Genomic DNA, 23,140 nt, shown 5'->3' with positions numbered 1-23,140 from the left:
AATGCCAATGACCGATGCCACCCAGCCAACGGAAAGCTTCCCCAATCTTGCCGAGGAGCAGCTCCGGCCCATCGATGCCGAAGCGCTGTTCGACCCGCCGCGCTCGTCGCACGCGCCGCGTATCCTCATGATGTACGGTTCGCTGCGGGAGCGGTCCTATTCGAGGCTTGCTACCGAGGAAGCGGCGCGCATCCTGCGCAGGCTCGGTGCCGAAGTGCGCATCTACAACCCCGCGGGACTGCCGTTGCCCGATTCCGCTGCGGCGGACCATCCGAAGGTCAGGGAACTGCGCGAACTGTCGATGTGGTCGGAGGGCCAGGTCTGGTGCTCGCCGGAGCGGCACGGCGCGATGACCGGCATCATGAAGGCGCAGATCGACTGGCTGCCGCTATCGCTGGGCGGCGTGCGGCCAACACAAGGCCGTACCCTCGCCGTCATGCAGGTCTGCGGCGGCTCGCAGAGCTTCAACGCGGTGAACCAGTTGCGCGTTCTCGGCCGCTGGATGCGGATGGTCACCATCCCGAACCAGTCGTCGGTGGCCAAGGCATTCAACGAGTTCGACGCCGAGGGCCGGATGAAGCCGTCCTCCTACTACAACCGGATCGTCGACGTGATGGAAGAACTGATGAAGTTCACTCTGCTGCTTCGCGACAAGACCAGCTATCTGACCGACCGCTATTCGGAGCGGGTGGAAAGCGCGGCGGAGGTCGCAAGACGGGTCAACCAGCGCTCGCAGTGAGATCGGCCAACCGGGCATAGGTTCGATGCTTGTCGAAATCAGATTGATCGTTTCCGCCCTCCCGCCCCGGCTTGTTTCATGAGACACGAACAGGTGGCGGCCCAACTCGAGGCGCTGGGGAACCCGACCCGGCTGAACATCTACCGGATCCTCGTGCGCGCCGGGGCGGAAGGCATGTCCGTGGGACGTGTCCAGGAGAAGCTCGGCATTCCCGCCTCAACGCTGTCGCATCATTGCAAACGCCTCTGCGACACTGGCCTGGTTAGCCAGGAGCGCCAGGCGACGACGCTGATCTGCCGAGCGAGCTATACGCAGATGCAGGCCTTGATAGGCTATCTCGTCGACGAATGTTGCGCCGACGCTGACTGCGGCCCGCCGCGTGCGGAGCCGGGAAGGAGCAAAGGATGCTGAAACCCAGGGCAGCCAGTTCGGGCGGCGACGCGAGCGCGGCGGATCGTCAGGGGGGCTGTTGTGGCGGCCCGGCGCCAAAACAGGTCGAGGCCTGCTGCGCGATGGATGCCGAGGCGAAAGCCGAAGGGCGCGACGGGTGCGGCTGCGGCAACGCTATTGAACGGCGGGAAGGGGCGACCGAGAGCGCCGGTTGTTGCGGGAACGCCGGGTGAAAGCCGCTTCCGGGCGCGAACAGGCGTCTTCCGCTCCCAATCTGCGTTGGATGATCACGGCGCTCGGCATTGCCCAGATATGCTCATGGGGGTCGCTTTTCTATTCGTTTCCGCTGATCGCGGAGGCGATGCGGAGCGATCTCGGCTGGGCCAAGCCCGATCTCTACTTGGCGGTGACGACCGGGCTGGTCCTGGCAGGCATCGCCGCGTTTCCGGTCGGCGCGGCGATCGACCGCGGCCACGGGCGCTTCGTGATGACCGGTGCTTCGCTGGCCGCCGGCTTGCTGCTCGCGGCGTGGTCGCAGGTCGGGAGCCTGCCGGCGTTTTATCTGATCTTTGCCGCGATCGGCGGCCTGCAGGCGGCAACGCTCTACGAGCCGGCGTTCGCGGTGATCGCGCGGCGCGCGGGACCGGACGGCGCCCGGCGAGGCATCACGGCGCTGACGCTTTGGGGCGGCTTCGCAAGCACCGTGTTCGTGCCCTTCATCCAGTTGCTGATCGATGGCGGCGGCTGGCGCCAGGCGTTGCTGGTGCTTGCCGGTGTCAACATCGTCATCTGCGCGACGCTCTATTTCGTCGCCATCGATCCGGAAAAAGACCGCGCCCCGGCCTCTCGCGCGGTGACCGGCGTCGCTTCTCTCTCGGGTGCCAGCGCCGTCAGTCGCGCCATGCGGCTGCCGGTGTTCTGGGCACTGGCGCTGGCGCTCGTCGCCTATGCCGGCGCGTTCTCGGTGCTGACTTTCCACCTTTATCCGATCCTGCTGGAAAAGGGGCTCGATGCCGCGGCCGTCGTCGCGGTGATCGCGGTGATCGGGCCGGCGCAAGTGGCCGGGCGGGTGCTGGTATGGCTCCTGATGGCGGAAGCGCCGGTGCGCCGCATCGGCTCGTTCATCGTGCCGATCTTTCCGCTCGCGGCGGCCGGTTTCGCCTTCGCGCCACCCGACTTCTTCGTGCTCGCCGCAATCGCGCTTGGCTATGGCGCCGCCAACGGCATGATCACCATCGTGCGCGGGCTGGCGGTGCCGGAGATGGTCGACCGCAACGCCTACGGCGCGATCAACGGCGCACTGACGGCGCCGATGCACCTCGTTCAGGCGGTCGCACCGCTGGGCGCGGCGGCATTGTGGGCCCATGACGGCAGCTATGACGTCGTGCTGGTTGTGGTGATCGCCGGCGCGGTGGTGCTGGCGGTGAGCTTCTGGACCGCGGCGCTGCTGGCGAGCAGCCGCACGCAGGCGCGAGACGAAACAGGCTGATCGCCAAATCGTGATCGCCTCTTGGCAAGCGCGGCATTCGCGGCAAGACTGTGGCGCAGGGCCCGAGCCGGCGAGACATCCGCCCGGCCGGCCCCTGCGGGAGGAAGCGTTTGTACGACGAGTTGCTGCTGGTGATTTGGGTGCTTGCCCTTTTCCAGATCAAGCATTTCATCGCCGACTATGTCATGCAGCCGATGTGGATCATCAGGGCGAAGGGGCATTTCAGCCAGCCCGGCGGTTATTGCCATGCCGGCATCCACGCCGTCGGCTCAATTCCCGCGCTGCTTCTGGCAGGGCTGACGTTTTTGCCGATGCTGGCCTTCATGGCGGCCGAGTTCGTCGTCCATTTCCTGATCGACCATTTCAAGGCGCGCAACGCCTTGAAAAGCGGCAAGGGGCCGGACACCGCCGCCTTCTGGGCGATGCACGGCTTCGACCAGATGCTGCACCATTTCACCTATCTGGTGATGACGGGCGTCGCGTTCCGGCTGATGGCTGATTAGGCGAAGGCGGCCCGCAAGCGCCGCCGGTTCGCCATAGCCTCAGCGCGTCACGATCTCCGGGCCCATCAGGCTGTAGGGCAGCCAGGTGGACAGTACAGGCACATAGGTGACCAGTATCAGGAAGGCGAACAGCACCGCCACGAAGGGCAGGGCGGCGCGCACGACCTGGATCAGGCTCATGCCGGTAATGCCGGAGGTGACGAACAGGTTGAGCCCGATCGGCGGCGTGATCATGCCGATCTCCATGTTGACCACCATGATGATGCCGAGATGGACCGGATCGACGCCAAGTTCCATGGCGATCGGGAACACGACCGGGGCGACGATCAGGAGCAGGCCCGAGGGCTCCATGAACTGGCCGCCGAGCAGGAGCAGGAGGTTCACCGCGATCAGGAAGGTGAACCAGTTGAAGCCGTAGTTCAGCATCAGGTCGGTAATGGCGTCTGGGATGCGTTCCGAGGTCAGCACATGCGCAAAGAGCAGCGCGTTGACGATGATGAACATCAGCATGATCGTCGTCTTCGACGCTTCGGTCATCACCTTGCGCGTGTCCTCGTTGAAGAACATGCGGTGGAAATTGCGGCCCATCAGCGCGAAGTTGCGGCCCCAGATCGGCAGGCCGGCGACGAGATAGCCGGGGATGTTGAAGGGGTTCGATTCGCGGTCGCGCCAGACCGCGTAGGCGACCATGATGGCCAGCGACAGGACCAGGCCGACAATGGCGCGGCCGCGGGCACTGACGCCTTCCCATTCGGCGGTGACGAAGAAGGACAGGATCATGAACACGAAGAAGAAGGCGGCGGCGTAGACCAGCGAGGAAAAGCCGATGCGCGAACGTTTGCTGTCGGTCTCCTGGATCCAGCGCACGCCCTTGAGAGGCCCCATGTCGCGATAGATGAAGAGCGCGACGAAGAAGGCGTAGACGGCGGCGACCGCCGCGGCTTCGGTCGGCGTGAAGACGCCGCCGTAAATGCCGCCGAGGATGATGATGATGAGGAACAGGCCCCAGCCGGCCTCCTTGCCGCCGGCGATGATCTCGCCAAAACCCTTCCAGTCCTCGGCGGGCAGGTTTTTCACCCGCGCCATGACGTAGATGGCGACCATCAGCATCAGCCCGGCGACCAGCCCCGGCACCACGCCGGCCAGGAACATGCGCCCGACCGAGACGTCGGTGGCGGCCGAATAGACGACCATGACGATGGAGGGCGGGATCAGGATGCCGAGGGTGCCGGCATTGGCGATGATGCCGGCGGCGAAGTCGCGGCTGTAGCCGACCTGGCGCATGCCGGCGATGGCGATGGTGCCGATCGCCACCACGGTAGCCGGAGAGGAGCCGGAAAGCGCGGCAAACAGCATGCAGGCGAGCACGGAGGCGATCGCCAGGCCGCCCTTGATGTGGCCGACGGAGGCGATGGCGAAGCGGATGATGCGGGCCGCCACCCCGCCCGTCGACATGAAGGCGGACGCCAGCACGAAGAAGGGAATGGCCAGCAGCGTGTAGTTCTGCGAGGCCGTGAACAGCTGCAGCGCGACCGAGGACATGGAGTCCTGCGAAAACAGCGCGATGATGATGATCGAGGACAGCCCCAGCGACACGGCGACCGGAACGCCGAGGAACAGCAGGACAAGGACAAGGATGAAGAGGATAGCGGCTTCCATGGTCGTCTGTCCTCAGTCCTTGAGCGCGTCTTTGTGTTCGGAGACGAGTTCCTCGGCCTCGTGGCCGGCAATCACCAGTTCGCGCTCGCCGCGCAGGATGGCGATCATCGCCTCGAAGGCGCGGAAGGCGAGCAGCGCCAGGCCGATGGGCAGCATCAGATAGGCGATCCAGCGGTGGACGCGCTCCTGCAGACCGAACAGGTTCTGGAGCAATTCGGGATAGCGCAGGTCGTCGAGACCGGTGCCGAGATTGTACATGAAGGTCCAGTAGCCGATGGCGCCGGTCTGGCGCCAATTGGTACTGACATCGATCCCGAGCAGCACCAGCCAGGCCGCGTAAAGCAAGAGGAAGGCATAGAGGAAGGTAGCGAAGGCGCCGAAGACGGCGACCCAGCGGAAGATGCCGGCAGGCAGCAGGCGGACGAAAGCGTCGACGCCGAGATGGATGCTGCGCTTGATGCCGAAGCCCATGCCGAACAGGATCATCCAGGCAAACAGGATGCGGGTGAACTCAAGCGCGCCGCTCCAGCCGGTGTTGAAGCCGTAGCGGGCGATCACCTGCGTGAAGGAGACGAAGGTGATGATGGCGAGCAGGCTCGCCAGCACGTTTTCCTCGAAGCGGTCGACGCGCGCCGGCCAGCGCCGTTCGGCGAAAAAGAACAGCGCGACGAGCAGCGCCAGCAACAGTGCCGGCACGACGATGGCCATGGTAGCGTTCCCCCGGTTCGGTGTGGGCCGTCACGTGGCGCGGGCCCGGTATTTGCGCGGCGCCCCCGAAAGGACGCCGCGCTGGTTCATGTCTTGAAGGTCAGTTGCTGGCGCCGACGGCCATCGCCGCGTCGATCAGGTCGGTGCCGATGTCGCCCTGGAACTTTTCCCAGACCGGCTTCATGGTGTCGACCCAGGCCTGGCGCTGCGTAGCGTCGAGCTCGCGGATCACGCCGCCGGCGTCGAGGATGTTCTGCCGGCAGGCGGCTTCCTTGTTGGCGACGTCGGCATTGGCCGCGGCCGTCTCCTCGTTGACGATGTTGACGAACTGCTCCCGGACGCCGTCGTCGAGGCCGTTCAGCCATTCGGTCGAGGTGACCAGCAGATAGGCCAGCGTCTGGTGGTTGGTCTCGGTGACGCCATCCTGCACCTCGAAGAACTTCTGGGTGTAGATGTTGCACCAGGAGTTCTCCTGGCCGTCGACAACGCCGGTCTGCAGCGCGCCGTAGACTTCCTTGAAGGCGAGCTTCTGGGCCGATCCGCCGATCGCCTCGATCATCGCGTCGGCGACATCGGAGGTCTGGATGCGGAACTTGAGCCCGTTGGCGTCGCTCGGCTGCAGCAGCGGCTTCTTGGCCGAGAACTGCTTCAGACCGGAGAGCCAGTAGCCCATGCCGGTATAGCCCTTGTCTTCCATGGTCTTGAGCAGTTCCTTGCCCTTGTCGGACGAACCGAAGGACTCCACGTCCTTGAGGCTGGCGAACAGGAAGGGCAGGTCGAACAGGCGATATTTGAGCGTGTAGGCCTCGAACTTCGAAAGCGACGGCGCGGCGAGCTGGACGTCGCCGAGGAGCAGGGCTTCCATGACCTTGTCGTCGTCGAACAGGGTCGAGTTGGGGAAGACCTCCATGCAGGCGGTGCCGTTCATTTCGCTGTTGACGCGCTCGGCGAGCTTCTTGGCGGCTTCGCCCTTGGGATGCCCCTTCTCGGCCACGACATGGCTGAACTTGATGACCATCTCGCCGCTGTCGCAGCCGTCGGCCGCCAGCGCCTGGCCGGCAAACATCACCATCGCAAGCGCCGAGGCGGCGCCGAGTAGCTTCTTCATGATTGTCCTCCACATGCGGGGTCGAAAGCCCGCTGGTTGATCAGCGGGAGCAGCCGGCAGCCGATGGCGGCCGCCGCAATCCTCCCATGGACGATGCGCGGATCGCCCGTCCGCACCATGCTTAGCAAGCGCGATGCCAGACTCAGGCCCGAAAGCGAGGAAGAAAGAAGAAGTCTTTTGAATCAGGACGATAGGAGAAATTGTGCAGAAACGGATTCAGTTTGTCCCCGCGAGCGGTGGGGCGCAGATCACCCATCCCGACGTCGGGCGCGGGTAGAGAGTTACCCGTCGTCGCGAGCGACCGGCCGGTGCAACCTTTCCATTGACGATGCGGAGACCCGACCGTCCGCCACCTGCGAAGCAAGCGCGATGCCAGACAGGGGCTCCCGGTCCGGCAACGACAAAAGACGTTCCGGATCAGCGCGTTGGCATGAAGAGGGCGAAAGCAGATTCAGGCGGGGCGTGTGGCGCGGGCCACCCATCGCGGCACAGCACGGGCAGAAAGCTACCCGTCGTCGCGCGACGCGATGCCGAGCTTGCGCATCTTGTCGTAAAGCCCCTTGCGGGAAATGCCGAGCGCCTCGTAGGTCTCTTTTTGGCGGCCGTCGTGTCGCCTGAGCTCGGCTTCGATCACCGACTTCTCGAAGGCGGCCAGCCGGTCGGCGAGCCGGCCTGCATCGTCGGCTACCGTGAGCGTTTCGGGCGAGAAGCCGCGCCACAGGCCGAGCAGCCAGCGGTCGGTGATGTTGCGCAGTTCGCGCACGTTGCCCGGCCAGTCGTGCGCGGTGAGGTCGGCTTCGAGCGCCGGTGTCATTTCCGGCATGTCGCGGCGGTAGCGGGCGCGCGCCTCGCGCGCCAGATGCGCGAAAAGCAGCGGAATATCGTCGCGGCGCTCGCGCAGCGGCGGGATTTTCAGTGTCGCGACATTCAGCCGATAGAAAAGATCGGCGCGAAAGCGGCGTGCATCGCTTTCGCTCTTGAGGTCGGCCTTGGTCGCGGCGACGAAACGCACGTCGAGCGGGATCTGGCGGTTGGAACCGAGGCGCTCGACGGTGCGGTGCTCGATGGCGCGCAGCAGCTTCACCTGCAGGTCGAGCGGCATGGCCTCGATCTCGTCGAGGAAGACGGTGCCGCCGTCGGCATATTCGAGCTTGCCGATCCTGAGTTTCTGAGCGCCGGTGAAGGCTCCGGCCTCATGACCGAAAAGCTCGCTCTCGAAGATGTCCTTGGGCAGGGCGCCGCAATTGATGGCGACGAAATTGGCCCTGGCGCGATCGCCAAAATCGTGGAGGGCGCGGGCTACGACCTCCTTGCCGGAGCCGGTCTCGCCGAGGATGAGGACGTCAGCGTCGGTGGCGGCAAGGGCCGCGATCTCCTCGCGCAGCCGGCGCATGGCCGGATTGCGGCCGACGAGGCGCGATTCGAGATCGCCCGAGGCATCGAGCGTCTCGCGCAGCACGCGGTTTTCGAGCACGAGGCGGCGCTTTTCGATGGCGCGTCGCACGACCGTCGTCAGGCGGTGGACCGGGAAAGGCTTTTCGATGAAGTCGTAGGCGCCGTCGCGCATCGCCTCGACCGCGAGCGCCACCTCGCCATGGCCGGTGATCAGGATGACGGGCAGGGCCGGGTCGATCTCCAGGCAGCGGCGCATGAAATCCATGCCGCCCATGCCGGGCATGCGGATGTCGGTGACGATACAGCCGTAGAGCTCGCGCGTGACGGCGGCCAGTGCGTCCTCGGCGCGCGGGAAGGTGGCGACCGAGAGGCCTTCGATCTCGAAGCCCTGTTCGAGCGCCGGGCGCAGGTCTTCGTCATCATCGACCAGAAGAACGCGGGCGTCGCTCATGAGGCTCTTGCCAGTTCGCGGGTGCCGGCCCTTGCAGCGACCAGCAACACGGTGAACCGGGCGCCGCCGCCGGGCCGGCCTGCCACCCGGACCGCGCCGCCGAACTCGCGCACGATGTTGTAGACGATCGAAAGCCCGATCCCGAGGCCCTCGCCGACGCCCTTGGTGGAGTAGAAGGGTTCGAAGACCTGGTCGCGCATTTCGGGCGGGACGCCAGGACCGTTGTCCTCGACGGTGAGCGCAATGCGACCGCGGATGCGCCGGGCGCTGATGACGATCTCCGGCCTTTCCACCGCGCCTTGCGAACCGACGCCGGCAAGCGCGTCGAGCGCGTTGTTGACCAGGTTGACCACGACCTGGGTAAGGCGCAAATGGCCGCCGCGCACGGTCAGCTCGGGGGCGATGCCCTCGCGGCGAATGACGACACCGGCCTTGCGGGCACGGGGTCCGGCCAGCATCAGCGCCTCCTCGATGGCCGGCGCGAGAGCGACATTGGTGATCTCGGTGCCAGGCTTGCGCGCGAAGGAGAGCAGCGTCCGCGACAGTTCCGACATGCGCTCGACAAGCCCGGTGATCCTCGCCATGGCGTCGGCGGCGGCTTCGGCTCGGCCGCGCTTCAGGAACTCTGCGGCGTTGTCGGCATAGGTGCGGATGGCAGCCAGCGGCTGGTTATATTCGTGGCTGAGGGTCGCCGACATCTGGCCGAGCGCGGCGAGCTTGGCCGCCTGGACGAGCTCGTTCTGCGCCTTGCGCAATTGCTCCTCGGCCTCCGTGCGCTCCTTGACCTCACGGGCAAGCGCGGTGTTGGCCTCGGTGAGGTCGGCGGTGCGTTCGCCGACGAGGTGCTCCAGCCGATGCGCCACCGCCTCGGCACGCGCCTGCCTGAGCGCCAGCGCCTCGCGGCGCTTGACCAGATAGAATGCCAGGCTGCCGACCAGCAAGGCGACCAGCACCGCCACCAGACTGGCGGTGCGGCTGGCGGCGACGATCGGGGCGCGGTCGGCCAGCACGTGGAGCGTCCAGCCCATCAAGGGCAATTCGCGCCGGGCGGCGACATAGCTCGCGCCTGCCCCGTCGGCGATGCGGACCGTGTCGGCGCCCGGTTTACCGTCGATGATGACCGCGCCGTCGGCAGCGCTGCCATAAAGGCGGCGCAGCCGCCATTGCGGCCGATTGGAAATGAAGACGGTGCCGGCGGCGTCGGTGACGGCAATCGGATTGGCCGACAGCGACCAGGTCTGCTCGATCTGGTCGATGCGCACATAGACGGCAATGACGCCGATGAGCGCGTGGTCGCGGCGCACCGAGGAGGCAAAGACGTAGGCGCGCTCGGTCTCGTCGGACGACATCGATTCGCGGCCGAGCCGACCCTGCTCGGCCGCGGCAAGCAAAGCCTTCTCGTTCAGGCGGGAATTGTCGAAAATGCCGCGCGCGGAAGCGAAGATGCGCCCGGTGGCATCGGCGAGGGCGACGTCCTTGGCGCCGGAAAAGCCGGCGATCTCGAAGGCGACCTCGCGCGCGGCGGCAAGGTTGGCGGGCGTGCGGGGGCCTTCAAAAAGGGCGACGATGTCTTCGCGACGAGACAGGAGCGGCGGCAGCAGGCGGTACTTCTCCAGCACACCTGAGAGCGTCTCGGTCTGCAAGGCGATCGCCTCGCGGGCGGTCGCCTCGACGGCGCGATGTGCGCGGTCGCCGGCGACCATCTGCGCGACCCACGCGCCAGCACCGCCGCAGATCAGCGTAGCGGCGAAGACCGCCATGCCGATGCGTGCATATTTGCGGCGTATGGTCCGCTCACCGGCGTGAAGCTCGGCCGGTTCCACCTCATCCTCCCGGCGCTTTCGTATCCGTAGCCGACGGGCCCGGGACGTAGCGTTTTTGGTTTTCATGATGGTTTGGGAAAAAATGCCGATGCCGTCCAGTCATTTCTTGACGGCCGGGTCTCCCACCCCGAGCGCGGCCTATTCCGTTTCGCAATCGAACTGCGGCAGCAGCCATTCGCGAAAAATCCTGATCTTGGGGGCGTTGCGGCGTGCTTCCGGGTAAACGAGGAACATCGACTGATCTTCGGTGGCCACCAGGTCGAAGGGCTGCACGAGAAGCCCGGCCTCGATCTCCTGCTGGTAGAAAGGCACGGTGAGCAACGCCACGCCCTGGCCGGCTATGGCGGCACTCGCCTCGAGCGACTGCGACCCGAGATTGGTCGCCGGACGGTCAGCGAGCCAGTCGGAAGGAAGGCCCGCCATCGTCAGCCATTTCGGCCACCAGGGATCGGTGGGCGTGACGATCGGCAGCTTCATGAGGTCGGCGGGCTCGGCAAGCCCACCAAACGACTCGGCCAGCCGGGGCGACAGCATCGGCGAAAAGTCGGTCCGTATCAGGCGATGCGCGACGAGCCCGGGCCAGCCGCCCTTGCCGGCACGAATGGCGACGTCGGCCTCCTCGCGGGCAAAGTCGATCAGGTGCTGGGAGGCTTCGATGCGGACCGCGATCTGCGGGTGCTCGATGTGAAAGTCGCCGATATGGCGGGCGAGCCATCCGGTCGCGAATGTCTGCAGCGTGTTGATCACCAGCGTGCCCTGGGCGCCGTGGCGTGCCTCCTGCCAGGCCGCGGCGAGCAATTCGAAGGATTCGGTGACGACCGGCGCCAGCCGCCGGCCGGTGTCGGTCAGTTCGATCTGGCGCGGCTTGCGCACGAAAAGCGGGGCGCCGACACGGTCTTCGAGCACCTTGACCTGGTAGCTGACCGCGGCCTGGGTCATGCCGAGTTCGCCGGCGGCGCGGGTGAAGCTGGCGTGGCGGGCGACCGCCTCGAAGACGCGAATGGCGGCCAGCGGCGGAAGTTGCACGGCCATATCGATAAAACTGCCTTATGGTTTCCGATTACGGTTCAATTGGAAAACCAGCCTTTCCGGCGCCAGTTTAGCGGTCGACGGATTAACGAACAATATGAGGATCGATGTCATGGCCACGGCACAGAACCTGCTCAGGCTGTCCAGTCTTGGCGCACATTCACTGTCGTCCCGAATGCTTGCGGCGCTCACCGGCCTGCGGCCGCGCCCACGGCGTGTGCGTCTCGACCCGCGGACGCTGCCCGACCATCTCAGGCGCGACATGGGTTTCATGGACGGTAATGAACCGCGCGGCCGTCGGGCCCGCGATCCGTACTGGCCGGACTCGATCTGAATCAGTCGAAACAGAGTATTGCATTATAATGCACACATCTAGCTTCTGAGCCTTCATCTTGTTGAAATAGCTGAATAAACCTCCTGCTTGTGTCATTCCGGAGCGGCGCGGCGGCGACGTGCGAGGGTCTCGGCGCTTGCGCTTGCCGATGTGATTGTGCATGATATCGCACAAATCCGCTCGCCCTGCTCGCAAGCGGAGCCAAAATCGCATTCGGGAGGACAGGTTTTGGGCCAGCAAAACGGCAACGCCGCCAGCTATTTCGTCGACCGCCATGTCGATGAGGGGCAAGGCGGCAGGACCGCATTCGTCGAATGCGGGGCGGGCGGTCGCAGCCTGACCTATGCGCAGTTGGCCTCCGAGGCCGGCCGCATGGCCGATCTCTTCCAGCGCCACGGCATTTCGCGCGAGGACCGCGCGGCGATGATCGTGCTCGACCAGATCGAGTTCCCGGTGATCTTCTGGGGCTGTCTGAAGGCCGGCGTGATCCCGGTGCCGCTCAACACGCTTCTTTCGGCCGATTACTACGAGATCATCCTCACCGACAGCCGCGCCAAGGCGCTGTTCGTGTCGAACGAGCTCCTGCCGACGGTCGCGCCGATCCTCGGCAAGCTGCCCGACCTGCGCAAGGTGTTCGTCATCGGTGGGGAGAGCGAAGGTCATCTCGCCTTTGCCGACGAACTCGCCAAGGGCGAGCCAAGCGGCACCATTGCCGCGAGCGCAGACGAATGCGCGTTCTGGCTCTACTCGTCCGGCTCGACAGGGCGGCCGAAGGGCGTGCGCCATGTGCATGGCAGCCTGAAGGCGACCGCCGATACGTTCGGGGCGCAGGTCCTGGGCGCACGCGGCGACGATCTGGTGCTGTCGGCGGCGAAGCTCTTCTTCGCCTATGGCCTCGGCAACGCGATGACCTTCCCGATGGCGGTCGGCGGTGCGGCGGCACTTTTCAAGGCGCGGCCGACGCCGGCCGACATGTTCGCGGCGATGGCCGAGGTAAAGCCGACGATCTTTTGCGGCGTGCCGACGCTTTATGCCGCCATGGTTGCCCAGATGGGTGACGCAGCTCCCGCTGGTACCGAGCGGCTGCGGCTTTGCGTGTCGGCGGGCGAGGCGTTGCCGGCCGAGATCGGCAATCGCTGGAAGGCGCTCACCGGGGTCGATATCGTCGACGGCGTCGGCTCCACCGAGATGCTGCACATCTTCCTGTCCAACGCGCCGGGCAACATCGTCTATGGCACGTCGGGCGTCGCCGTCCCGGGCTACGCCGTCAGGCTGGTCGATGAGGAAGGCAGAGAGGTCGGACCGGGCGAGGTCGGCGAACTTCTCGTCGACGGACCGTCGGCTGCCGAAAACTACTGGAACCAGCGCGACAAGAGCCGCGCCACCTTCGAAGGGCGCTGGACCCGCACCGGCGACAAATACGAGCGCACCGAGGACGGGCGCTACGTCTATTGCGGGCGTACCGACGACATGTTCAAGGTTTCGGGCATCTGGGTGTCGCCGTTCGAGGTCGAGCAGGCGCTGGTCACGCATCCGGACGTGCTGGAGGCGGCCGTCGTGGCAGACCGCGACGAGGCCGGCCTGGAAAAGCCGCGCGCCTTCGTGGTGCTGAAGAACGGCGCGTCGGCCGACGGTCTCGAGGGGGCGCTGAAAGAGCATGTGAAGGCGAAGGTCGGGGCGTGGAAATATCCGCGCCGCATCGATTTCGTCGCCGACCTGCCGAAGACGGCGACCGGCAAGGTGCAACGTTTCAAGCTGAGAGAAGGAGCCTAGCGCGATGTGGACGAGCGGCGAAGGCATGATGATGCGGGCCGGCGGACGCTGGCTCGAAGGCAAGGGTTTCGGCCCGACGCCGGACAAGGCACCGACCATCGTGATGCTGCACGAGGGGCTGGGGTCAGCGGAACTGTGGCGCGATTTTCCGCAGAAGCTCGCCGATGCTACCGGCTACGGCGTCTTCGCCTATTCGCGCTTCGGTTATGGCGGCTCCGACCCGGCGCCCTTGCCACGGCCGATCGACTATATGAGCCGCGAGGCGACCGAGGTGCTGCCGGAGGTGCTGGGGGCGATCGGTTTCAGGAAGGGCATCTTCGTCGGCCATTCCGACGGCGCCTCGATCGCGGCGATCTATGCTGGCACGGTGCAGGATCACCGGGTGCGCGGGCTGGTGCTGATGGCGCCGCATTTCTTTACCGAACCGATGGGGCTGAAGTCGATCGCGGCGGCGAAACTCGCCTATGAGAACAGCGACCTGCGGCAGAGGCTGGCGCGCTACCACGTCCATGTCGACAATGCCTTTTACGGCTGGAACGGCGCCTGGCTCGATCCCGAGTTCGAGAAGTGGAACATCGAGGAGGTGATCGCCTATCTGCGTGTGCCGGTGCTGGCGATCCAGGGTGTCGACGACCAGTATGGCACCCGGGCGCAGATCGCCGCACTCGAGGAGCAGAGCTACAACCCGGTCGACGTTCTGATGCTGGAGGAGTGCCGGCACTCGCCCTTCATCGACCAGCCGCAGAAGACGCTCGACGCGATTTCCGACTTCGTCGCCCGGCTCGATGCCATCGAGGCGGCCGAGGCCGAGGCGGCTTAAGGCGCAAGCAGTGTCGATCCGCGCGCAGTTGCGGCCTCCCGAGCCTTCGGCCAAGAGCGGTTATCGCCCGCACAACGAAGACCGGGACGCGTGGCCACTTCCGGAACATGCCTTCGTGCCAGGCACGACCGCGCGGCCAGAGCAGGGGCTGTTCATGGAGATCGCCGAGCGTGCGCCCGAGGTGACCGATCCCGCGCAATGGTCCGACAACGAGGCCTGGCGCTACGGGTTCGCGCTCTATGGACACGGTTTCTTCTGGGAAGCGCACGAGGTCTGGGAGCCGGTCTGGATGGGGCTCAGGCCGAACAGTGCGGAGCGCATGCTGGTCCAGGGCCTGATCCAACTCGCCAATTGTTGCCTGAAGCTCAGGATGGGACGGCCGAGGGCGGCGGGAAGGCTCGCCAACCACGCCGCCGACTGCCTGTGGAACGCGCGGCATGGCCGCGAAAAATACGCCATGGGCGTCGATGTCGCACAGGCAGCCGACGACGCGCTGCGCTTCGCACAGGCGATCGAGGCGGGCGAGAGGGTGGCCACGGATGCCGACGTGTTGGTGGCGCAAAGACCGGCATTGGTCTGCGAGAATGCATTATAATGCATGATTTAAGATCAGCCGGCGTCGGTAAAGAGCATTATTATGCAAAATATCTCTTGGAAATAACATCGCGATGCATTAGAGTGCAGCGAAACTCGGAGGCTTAGGCGTGGTCAAGACAATCGATTTCCAGACCGACCCGACGCGATACCGCCATTGGCGCGTCGACTATGAAGGCGACGTGGCGCATCTGTTCATGGATGTCGACGAGAGTGGCGGCCTGTTCGAGGGCTACGAGCTGAAGCTCAATTCCTACGATCTCGGCGTCGATATCGAACTCGCCGACGTGGTGCAGCGCATGCGCTTCGAGCATCCCGAGGTGAAGGTCGTGGTCATGCAGTCGGGCAAGGAGCGGGTGTTCTGCGCCGGCGCCAATATCCGCATGCTGGGTGGGGCAGCACACGCCCACAAGGTCAATTTCTGCAAGTTCACCAACGAGACCCGCAACACCTTCGAGGCGGCCGGCGCGGAATCGGGCCAGTATTACATCTGCGCGGTCAAGGGCGCCTGCGCCGGCGGCGGCTACGAACTGGCGCTGGCCTGCGACCACATCATCCTGGCCGACGATTCCTCGTCCTCGGTGGCGCTGCCCGAAGTGCCGCTGCTGGCCGTACTGCCCGGAACGGGCGGGCTCACCCGCGTCACCGACAAGCGCAAGGTGCGGCGCGACCTCGCCGACGTTTTCTGCGCGGTCGAGGAAGGCGTGAAGGGCAAGCGCGCCAAGGACTGGCGGCTCGTCGACGACGTGGTGCCGAACACCAAATTTGCCGAGACGGTGGCCGAGCGGGCGAAGGAATTCGCCGCCAAGTCGAAGCGGCCTTCCGATGCCAAGGGCATTACGCTGACGCCGCTTGATCGCAACTTCACCGATGACGGCTCCATCACCTATTCGGCCGTGGAGGTCGAGATCGACCGCGAGAAGCGGAGTGCGCGGCTCACCGTGCACGGCCCCGATGGCGCGCCGCCGGCTTCGGTCGAGGCGCTGCGGGAAGAGGGTGCCGCGACCTGGATGCTGCGCACGGCACGCGAGCTCGACGACGCGATCCTGCATCTCAGGAACAATGAGATGGAAATCGGCGTCATCGTTTTCCGCACCCAGGGCGACGCGGCGCAGGTCGCTGCCCACGAGGCGTTCCTGCTCGCCAATCGCGACAACTGGCTTGCCAACGAGATTTTGCTCTACTGGAAGCGGGTGCTGAAGCGGGTCGACCTGACCTCGCGCTCGCTGGTGGCGCTGATCGAGCCGGGTTCGTGCTATGCCGGGCCGCTGGCCGAACTCGCCTTCGCCGCCGACCGCTCCTACATGGCCGAAGGCGAGTTCGAGGGCGACAACCGCCCGGTCGCGACGCTGACGCTGACCGAAGGCAATTTCGGTCCCTATCCGATGTCGAACGACCTGACCCGGCTCGAGACCCGCTTCCTGGGCGAACCGGAAAGCGTCGAGGCCGCCGGAGCGAAACTCGGCCAGGCGCTGGAGGCCGACGAAGCCAGCGAGCTCGGCCTCGTCACCTTCGCCTTCGACGACATCGACTGGGAGGACGAGGTTCGCATCTATCTGGAGGAACGGGCGAGCTTCTCGCCGGATGCGCTCACGGCGATGGAGGCCAATCTGCGCTTTGCCGGGCCGGAAACGATGGAAACGCGCATCTTCGGCCGCCTGACGGCGTGGCAGAACTGGGTGTTCCAGCGCCCGAACGCCGTCGGCGAGAACGGCGCGCTGCAGCGTTACGGCACCGGCCTGCGCGGCGAATTCGACATGAAGCGCGTGTAGCGGCCTGCGCCGTTCATGCGCGCCTTTTGACCACATTTTCTGATCTGGGAGTGCCCGATGTCTGAACTGCTCAATGTTTCCTACGACACGATGATCCCGAACAATGTCGGGCTTTCTTCGGACCGGCGTGTCCTGAAGGCGCTGGAGAAATGGCACCCCGGCTACATCAACTGGTGGAACGACCTGATCCCCAGGAACTTCCAGGAGTCGCTGGTCTATCTGCGCACCGCGATCTCGGTCGATCCCAAGGGCTGGGCCAAGTTCGACTACGTCAAGATGCCCGAATATCGCTGGGGCATCCTGCTTGCACCTCAGGTGGAAGACCGCAAGATCCCGTGCGGCGAGCATTTTGGCGATCCTGCCTGGCAGGAGGTGCCGGGCGAATACCGCGCCATGCTGCGCCGCCTGATCGTCATCCAGGGCGACACCGAGCCGGCTTCGGTCGAGCAGCAGCGCCATCTCGGCAAGACCGCGCCGTCGCTCTACGACATGCGCAACCTGTTCCAGGTGAATGTCGAGGAAGGCCGGCACCTGTGGGCGATGGTTTACCTGCTGCAGAAATATTTCGGGGCCGACGGCCGTGAGGAAGCCGACGAATTGCTGCGCCGCTCTTCCGGCTCGGAAGAGGCGCCGCGCATGCTGGGCGCCTTCAACGAGGCGACGCCCGACTGGCTGTCCTTCTTCATGTTCACCTATTTCACCGATCGTGACGGCAAGATGCAGCTGGAAAGTCTGGCCCAGTCGGGCTTCGACCCGCTGTCCAGAACCTGCCGCTTCATGCTGACGGAAGAGGCGCATCACATGTTCGTGGGCGAGACCGGCGTCGGCCGCGTCATCCAGCGTACCTGCGAGGCGATGAAGGAGGCCGGCATCGAGGATCCCTACGACATCCAGGCGGTCCGCAATCTCGGCGTCATCGACCTGCCGACGATCCAGAAGAAGCTCAACCTGCACTATTCGCTGTCGCTCGACCTGTTCGGCTCGGAGGTTTCCACCAACGCCGCCAATGCGTTTTCGGCCGGCGTCAAGGGTCGCTATCAGGAGACCAAGATCGACGACGATCACCAGCTCAAGGATGCGACCTATCCGGTCGTGCAACTGGTCGATGGCAAGGTGGTGACGGCCGATTTGCCGGCGCTGTCGGCGATCAACATGCGGCTTCGCGACGACTACATCCGCGACTCCCAGGGCGGCATCAACCGCTGGAACGCCTCGATCTCCAAGCTCGGCATCGCGTTCGAGATGAAGCTGCCGCATCCGGGCTTCAACCGCGAGATCGGCGTCTTCGGTCCGGCCTCGATCACTCCGGACGGCGAGATCGTGTCCAAGGAGGCATGGGACAAGCAGCGCGACGAATGGCTGCCGTCAAAGGCTGACGGCGACTACATCGCCTCGCTGATGAAGCCGGTGTGGGAGCCGGGCAAGTTTGCCGGCTGGATCGCGCCGCCGCGCGTCGGCATCGACAACAAGCCCGGCGACTTCGAATATGTGCAGTTGCACATGGCGTGAGGAAAGAACCCCTCATCCGTCGCCTTCGGCGCCGTCTTCTCCCACAAGGGGAGAAGGGCGGGCGTCTGACCTTCTCCCCTTGTGGGAGAAGGTGGCCGAGCAAAGCGACGTCGGATGAGGGGTTGTCGAACACAAGACGACGGAGTGAGCTCTCATGAACGCGCTCGTCAAACAGCACCTGATCGATCCGGAAATCTGCATCCGCTGCCATACCTGCGAGGAGGCATGCCCGATCGACGCCATCACCCATGACGAGAACAACGTCGTGGTCGACGCATCGATCTGCAATTTCTGCATGAGCTGCATCGCGCCGTGCCCGACCGGCTCGATCGACAATTGGCGCGTGGTCAAGCAGCCCTATTCGCTGGAAGAGCAGCTCTCCTGGATGGAACTGCCCGAGCAGGAGGAGTTGTCGGACGGCGGCGAGGGCGGCGGCTCGCTGGAGGCGCTCGACGACGAGGTGGCAAAGCTTCTTGAGGAGGCGCACAAGGGTGCCGGAGGCGCGGCCAAGGCGCCGGTGACGGCGTCGAAGCCGACCGTCAACCTTTTCACCGCGTCGAACCCGGTAAAGGCGGTGGTGCAGGGCAATTACCGCCTGACGGCGGAAGACGCCGATTCCGATGTGCGCCACATCATCCTCGATCTCGGCGCGACCTCGTTTCCTGTCCTGGAAGGGCAGAGCGTCGGCATCGCGCCGCCCGGCACCGACGCCAATGGCCGCCCGCACCGCATGCGGCTTTATTCGATCTCCTCGCCGCGCGACGGCGAGCGGCCGAACACCAACAATCTGTCGCTGACGGTGAAGCGCGAGCCGCAAGGCATCTGCTCCAACTATGTCTGCGACCTGAAGCGCGGCGACGAGGTCAAGCTCACGGGGCCGTTCGGCTCGACCTTCCTGATGCCGAACGACGCCAATGCGCATCTGCTGATGATCTGCACCGGCACCGGCTCGGCGCCGTTCCGCGGCTTCACCATGCGCCGCCAGCGTTCCGTCACCGGCGAGACCGGCGGCATGACGCTGGTGTTCGGGGCGCGGCAGCCGGAATCGCTGCCCTATTTCGGGCCGCTGAAGAAGGTGCCGGAGAAACTGCTTGAAAAACACCTGGTGTTCAGCCGCGTCGCCGGCAGCCCGCGCGAATATGTGCAGGATCGCATGCGCGCCGAAAAGGACAAGGTTGCCGCGATGCTCGCTTCGGACAAGACGCACGTCTATGTCTGCGGGCTGAAGGCGATGGAGGCTGGCGTCGAGGAGGCGTTCTCGGACATTGCGCGCGGAGCCGGGCTCGACTGGAAAGCGGTGCGCGACGCCATGCGCGAGAGCGGCCGCTATCATGTCGAAACCTATTGAGGCGGAGGCGCATGGACGCGAAGGTCGAAGGCGACGGGCGGGCCGGGGCGAAGACAATCTTCCGGCACCGGATCCATGTGCGCTGGGCGGACTGCGACCCGGCACTGATCGCCTATACCGGGCGCATCCCGAACTTCGCGCTCGAGGCGATCGACGCCTGGTGGCAGGCGCATGTCGGCGACGGCTGGTACGAGCTCAATCTCGACCGCAATGTCGGCACGCCCTTCGTGCATATGAGCCTTGATTTCCGCGCGCCAGTAACGCCGCGGCACGTGCTTTCCTGCGAGGTGAGGTTGCTGAAACTCGGCGAAAGCTCGGTCAGGTTCCGGGTCGTCGGTTTTCAGGACGACACACTCTGCTTCGAGGGCGAATTCGTCTGCGTCTTCGTGGAGGCCAAGAGTTTCCGCAAGCAGGCCGCACCCGCCGACATCCGGGCGCTGATCGGGCCGCTCGCCGTTTCGGGATAAGCTCTCGCTAGCTTGCGAATCGGCGAAATTTATGCATTATAATGCATAAATTCGAGCCCAAGGTGGCAAGACATGGACGAAATTGTCGGCTTCGACGGACGGGCAACGCCGCCCGAAACGGCCGCCGGCGAGGAGGCGGCCAACCGGGCGCTGCTGGCGCTGGTCGGCGAGCGCGTGCGCACGGCGCGCGCGCGAAAGGGGTTGTCGCGGCGCGTGTTGTCGGAAAAATCGGGCGTGTCGCAGCGCTACCTCGCCCAACTCGAAGGCGGCGAAGGCAATATCTCGATCCTGCTCCTTCGGCGCATCGCCGAGGCGCTCGACCTCAGGATCGAATGGCTGGTCGCGTCCGACGACCCGTGGTCCTCCGATACGGTGACGGTTTCGCGACTGTTCCAACGCGCCAACGCCGAGGAACGCCGGCGGGTGATCGCCATCCTCGATCCGGAACATCCGAGCCTCAGGCGGGCGCGGCGCATCGCCTTCATCGGGCTGCGGGGGGCCGGCAAGTCGACGCTGGCGCGCATGGCGGCCGACCGGCTCGGGCTGCCGTTTCTGGAACTCAACCAGGAGATCGAGGCGGCCAGCGGCATGCCGGTCAACGAGGTGATGGCGCTCTACGGACAGGAAGGCTACCGGCGGCTGGAGCGGCAGGCAGTGGAGCGGATCGTGGCGACCCATGACGAGATCGCGCTGGCAGTGGCTGGCGGCATCGTTTCCGAACCGGAGACCTTCGATCTGCTCTTGAGGCATTTCCACACGGTGTGGCTGAAGGCAGCACCGGAGGAGCACATGGCGCGGGTGCGCGCGCAGGGTGACACGCGGCCGATGGCGGGCAATCCGGCAGCGATGGAGGAGCTGCGCTCGATCCTCACCAGCCGCGAGGCGCTTTACGCGCGCGCCGGCATCCATGTCGATACCTCCGGCCACAGCCCCGAGGAGAGCCTGGAAGAGGTGCTGGCGAGCTTGGGCGAGGTTGGTCGGGCGGTAGGATAGGCGGGGGCCTTAACCCCTCATCCGCCTTCACTTCGTTCAGGCACCTTCTCCGACAAGGGGAGAAGGTGGGGCGGCGGCAACCTACCTGCAGATCGCCAACGTTGGTTGTGTGCGGCAACGGTCTTGCAATGTCCGGGCCTATTCCAGAAACACCTTCACGCTGGCGGCGCGGCCGGCGGCGTCGATCACCGTCAGGGTGGAGAAGCCGGCGCCGTCGGGCACCCAGGAGCCGGTGCGGCGGCGGGCCGAGATGCGCGCCGGGCGGCCGTTGGCGAGCCAGCGGAACGGCGCGCGGCCGCCATTGACCTTGAGCGCCAGTGGCATGGCGCCGCCCGCGGCGAGGCCGAGATCGACGCGCGCGCCTTCGGGCGGAAACACGATCTCGGGCGCCGGTTCGACTGGGGCTGTCTCGGCGACGCCCTGAGACGAGGCGAAGCGGCGCTGCGGGAAGGGGAGTTCGACGCGCGCCAGCCGCACCGCGCCGGCCGGCGGTCGCGGCAGCGGGGTGACCCCGAGACCGGATTTTGCAAACGCCTCGAACAGGATCGGCGCCGCGGCCAGATAGCCGGTCAGGCCGGGCACGGAACCGCCGTCGGGCCGCCCGACCCAGACGCCCAGCACATGGCGGCCGTCATAGCCGACCGACCAGGCGTCGCGGTAGCCGTAGGAGGTGCCGGTCTTGTAGGCGATGCCGAGCCGCGTCGCGCCTTCGGGCGGCGTCACGCCGGAAAGCACGTCGGCTATCTGCCACACCGCCTGCGGCGACAGGATGGGTTCGCTTCCCTTGTCCCTCCCGCCGGGATCGGCCGGATGGAAACGCAGCGGCGAAACGCGGCCGCCATTGGCAAGGCCGGTGTAAAGCTGGACGAGCCCTTCCAGCGTCACGCCGGCGCCGCCGAGGCCGATGGCAAGGCCGGGTGCCTCGTCGCGCGGCAGGGCGGGCGCGACACCGCCGCGGCGCATGCGGGCGACCAGCCGCACCGGCCCGACGGCGTCGAGGAGCCGGATCGCCGGCACGTTGAGCGACATTTGCAGCGCCTCGCGTACGGTCACGTCGCCCTGATAGTCCATGTCGAAATTTTTCGGCCGGTAGCCGGAAAAATTGGCCGGCCGGTCCTCGATCATGGTCTCCTGCATCACCAGCCCATCCTCGAAGGCGAGGCCATAGATGAAGGGTTTCAGGGTCGAGCCGGGCGAGCGTTCGGCGACCGCCATGTCGATCCAGCCGGCGCGGGCGGGATCGAAATAGTCGGCCGAGCCGGCCTTGCCGAGCACTGCGCCGGTCCTGGCGTCGGCGAGCACCAGCGCGACCGAGACCTTCGGCCCGAGCCGGGCCGAGGCGGTCTTCGCCACCGTTTCGAGCGCTTCCTGCACGCCGCGGTCGACCGTGACCTGATGACGTATCACGGCGGGATCGCCGCGCAGGGCGGCGTCGGCAACATGGGCGGCAAGACCGGGCAACGCATGTCGCGTCGAGGCGACCGGTACGGCCGCGGCGCGCGTCACCTCGCTTTCGATGATGACGCCGGCGCCGGCCATGCGGGCGAGCACGCGGTCGCGCGCGGCCTGCGCATTCACCGGATGGCGGTCGGGGCGGCGCGCCTCGGGCGATTGCGGCAGCGCGACCAGCAGTGCTGCCTCGGCCAGGCCGAGCCGGGCCGGCTCCTTGCCGAACCAGGCGAGGCTTGCGGCGCGCACGCCTTCGATATTGCCGCCATAAGGCGCAAGCGTCAGGTAGCGGGTGAGGATTTCCTTCTTCGAAAGCCGCCGCTCGATCTGCAGCGCACGCGCCATCTGGCGCAGCTTGGCGCCGACAGTTCGTGCCTCGCGCGGTTCGAGCAGGCGGGCAAGCTGCATGGTGAGCGTCGAGCCGCCGGAGACGATGCGGCCATTGGCGACAAACTGCAGTGCGGCACGCGCTATCGCCAGCGGGTCGACGCCATGATGCGACCAGAAACGCTGGTCCTCATAAGCGACCAGCATGTCGACGAACTTGCGGTCGACGCGGTCGAGGTCGGCGGCGAGCCGCCAGCGGCCTTCGCTTGTGGCGTAGGCGCGCAAGAGCGCGCCGTGACGGTCAACGACCTCGACCGAGACCGAGCCGGCCTTATCGAGCGGCGGCGGGAAGGCGCGGTCGAGGCGGTCGAGGCCGAAGGCGCCGGCTGCCAACACGACGGCGGCGAAGCCAAGGCCGATGGCGACCCGACGAAGCCGGGTGCGATGGAGAAACGACATT

The 23,140-nt window shown here is 65.9% G+C and carries 20 protein-coding genes; 13 read left to right on the top strand and 7 right to left on the bottom strand.

What is annotated here, in order from left to right; translation table 11 throughout:
- Nucleotides 1-7 precede the first annotated feature (7 nt).
- The 4 genes from arsH to FQ775_RS10770 all read left to right on the top strand — a co-directional run bounded on the left by arsH (nucleotide 8) and on the right by FQ775_RS10770 (nucleotide 3,121).
- Nucleotides 8-739 carry an arsenical resistance protein ArsH gene (gene arsH, locus FQ775_RS10785; protein WP_146298079.1) on the top strand — a complete coding sequence of 244 codons (732 nt, stop codon included), beginning with the start codon at nucleotides 8-10 and terminating at the stop codon, nucleotides 737-739.
- Nucleotides 740-817: 78 nt separating this feature from the next.
- The gene (locus FQ775_RS10780; protein WP_146298078.1) at nucleotides 818-1,150 is read left to right on the top strand and encodes an ArsR/SmtB family transcription factor; all 333 of its coding nucleotides are present in this window, start codon (nucleotides 818-820) and stop codon (nucleotides 1,148-1,150) included.
- 208 nt (nucleotides 1,151-1,358) lie between these two features.
- A complete protein-coding gene (locus FQ775_RS10775; RefSeq protein WP_349291508.1) occupies nucleotides 1,359-2,618 on the top strand; it encodes an MFS transporter in 1,260 nt (419 codons plus the stop codon).
- A gap of 110 nt (nucleotides 2,619-2,728) precedes the next feature.
- Nucleotides 2,729-3,121 carry a DUF3307 domain-containing protein gene (locus tag FQ775_RS10770; RefSeq protein WP_246730324.1) on the top strand — a complete coding sequence of 131 codons (393 nt, stop codon included), beginning with the start codon at nucleotides 2,729-2,731 and terminating at the stop codon, nucleotides 3,119-3,121.
- 39 nt (nucleotides 3,122-3,160) lie between these two features.
- On the opposite strand, the gene FQ775_RS10765 is transcribed toward FQ775_RS10770, so the two are convergent.
- From FQ775_RS10765 to FQ775_RS10740, 6 genes are all read right to left on the bottom strand, one after another.
- Complete coding sequence (locus FQ775_RS10765) at nucleotides 3,161-4,780, bottom strand: TRAP transporter large permease (RefSeq protein WP_146298076.1); 1,620 nt, start codon at nucleotides 4,778-4,780, stop codon at nucleotides 3,161-3,163.
- A gap of 12 nt (nucleotides 4,781-4,792) precedes the next feature.
- A complete protein-coding gene (locus FQ775_RS10760; RefSeq protein WP_146298075.1) occupies nucleotides 4,793-5,488 on the bottom strand; it encodes a TRAP transporter small permease in 696 nt (231 codons plus the stop codon).
- Nucleotides 5,489-5,588: 100 nt separating this feature from the next.
- Entirely contained in the window at nucleotides 5,589-6,596 is a 1,008-nt protein-coding gene (locus tag FQ775_RS10755; protein ID WP_146298074.1) for a DctP family TRAP transporter solute-binding subunit, read from the bottom strand.
- A 505-nt stretch (nucleotides 6,597-7,101) separates the two neighbouring features.
- Nucleotides 7,102-8,442 carry a sigma-54-dependent transcriptional regulator gene (locus FQ775_RS10750; RefSeq protein WP_146298073.1) on the bottom strand — a complete coding sequence of 447 codons (1,341 nt, stop codon included), beginning with the start codon at nucleotides 8,440-8,442 and terminating at the stop codon, nucleotides 7,102-7,104.
- Complete coding sequence (locus FQ775_RS10745) at nucleotides 8,439-10,265, bottom strand: sensor histidine kinase (RefSeq protein WP_167812892.1); 1,827 nt, start codon at nucleotides 10,263-10,265, stop codon at nucleotides 8,439-8,441. The genes FQ775_RS10750 and FQ775_RS10745 overlap by 4 nt, the downstream gene beginning before the upstream one ends.
- Nucleotides 10,266-10,403: 138 nt before the next feature.
- On the bottom strand, nucleotides 10,404-11,297 hold the full coding sequence (locus FQ775_RS10740; RefSeq protein ID WP_146298071.1) for a LysR substrate-binding domain-containing protein: 894 nt from the start codon (nucleotides 11,295-11,297) through the stop codon (nucleotides 10,404-10,406).
- A gap of 109 nt (nucleotides 11,298-11,406) precedes the next feature.
- Between FQ775_RS10740 and FQ775_RS10735 the strand changes: the two genes are divergently transcribed.
- The 9 genes from FQ775_RS10735 (at nucleotide 11,407) to FQ775_RS10695 (ending at nucleotide 20,904) form a co-directional block, all read left to right on the top strand.
- Nucleotides 11,407-11,628 carry a hypothetical protein gene (locus FQ775_RS10735; RefSeq protein ID WP_146298070.1) on the top strand — a complete coding sequence of 74 codons (222 nt, stop codon included), beginning with the start codon at nucleotides 11,407-11,409 and terminating at the stop codon, nucleotides 11,626-11,628.
- 228 nt (nucleotides 11,629-11,856) lie between these two features.
- Entirely contained in the window at nucleotides 11,857-13,401 is a 1,545-nt protein-coding gene (locus FQ775_RS10730; protein WP_146298069.1) for a benzoate-CoA ligase family protein, read from the top strand.
- Between the two features lie 4 nt (nucleotides 13,402-13,405).
- Nucleotides 13,406-14,221, top strand: a complete 816-nt coding sequence (locus FQ775_RS10725) for an alpha/beta fold hydrolase (RefSeq protein WP_146298068.1) — start codon at nucleotides 13,406-13,408, stop codon at nucleotides 14,219-14,221.
- A 115-nt stretch (nucleotides 14,222-14,336) separates the two neighbouring features.
- Complete coding sequence (locus tag FQ775_RS10720; protein WP_206064860.1) at nucleotides 14,337-14,816, top strand: DUF309 domain-containing protein; 480 nt, start codon at nucleotides 14,337-14,339, stop codon at nucleotides 14,814-14,816.
- A 109-nt stretch (nucleotides 14,817-14,925) separates the two neighbouring features.
- A complete protein-coding gene (gene boxC / locus FQ775_RS10715) occupies nucleotides 14,926-16,587 on the top strand; it encodes a 2,3-epoxybenzoyl-CoA dihydrolase (RefSeq protein ID WP_146298067.1) in 1,662 nt (553 codons plus the stop codon).
- Between the two features lie 57 nt (nucleotides 16,588-16,644).
- On the top strand, nucleotides 16,645-18,096 hold the full coding sequence (gene boxB, locus FQ775_RS10710; protein ID WP_146298066.1) for a benzoyl-CoA 2,3-epoxidase subunit BoxB: 1,452 nt from the start codon (nucleotides 16,645-16,647) through the stop codon (nucleotides 18,094-18,096).
- A 154-nt stretch (nucleotides 18,097-18,250) separates the two neighbouring features.
- On the top strand, nucleotides 18,251-19,444 hold the full coding sequence (boxA, locus tag FQ775_RS10705) for a benzoyl-CoA 2,3-epoxidase subunit BoxA (RefSeq protein WP_146298065.1): 1,194 nt from the start codon (nucleotides 18,251-18,253) through the stop codon (nucleotides 19,442-19,444).
- Nucleotides 19,445-19,455: 11 nt separating this feature from the next.
- Nucleotides 19,456-19,911 (top strand): acyl-CoA thioesterase, encoded by a 456-nt coding sequence (locus FQ775_RS10700; protein ID WP_146298064.1) that lies wholly within the window; start codon nucleotides 19,456-19,458, stop codon nucleotides 19,909-19,911.
- Nucleotides 19,912-19,983: 72 nt separating this feature from the next.
- The gene (locus FQ775_RS10695) at nucleotides 19,984-20,904 is read left to right on the top strand and encodes a helix-turn-helix transcriptional regulator (RefSeq protein WP_146298063.1); all 921 of its coding nucleotides are present in this window, start codon (nucleotides 19,984-19,986) and stop codon (nucleotides 20,902-20,904) included.
- Nucleotides 20,905-21,042: 138 nt separating this feature from the next.
- Here FQ775_RS10695 and pbpC read toward each other — a convergent pair whose 3' ends face one another.
- On the bottom strand, nucleotides 21,043-23,139 hold the full coding sequence (gene pbpC, locus FQ775_RS10690) for a penicillin-binding protein 1C (protein ID WP_146298062.1): 2,097 nt from the start codon (nucleotides 23,137-23,139) through the stop codon (nucleotides 21,043-21,045).
- Nucleotide 23,140 lies beyond the last annotated feature (1 nt).

Origin of the sequence: Nitratireductor mangrovi (assembly GCF_007922615.2) — a bacterium.
GTDB classification, from domain to species: domain Bacteria; phylum Pseudomonadota; class Alphaproteobacteria; order Rhizobiales; family Rhizobiaceae; genus Mangrovimarina; species Mangrovimarina mangrovi.
Note: the sequence above shows the minus strand (reverse complement) of the source record. Positions and strands in the feature narration are given on the sequence as shown.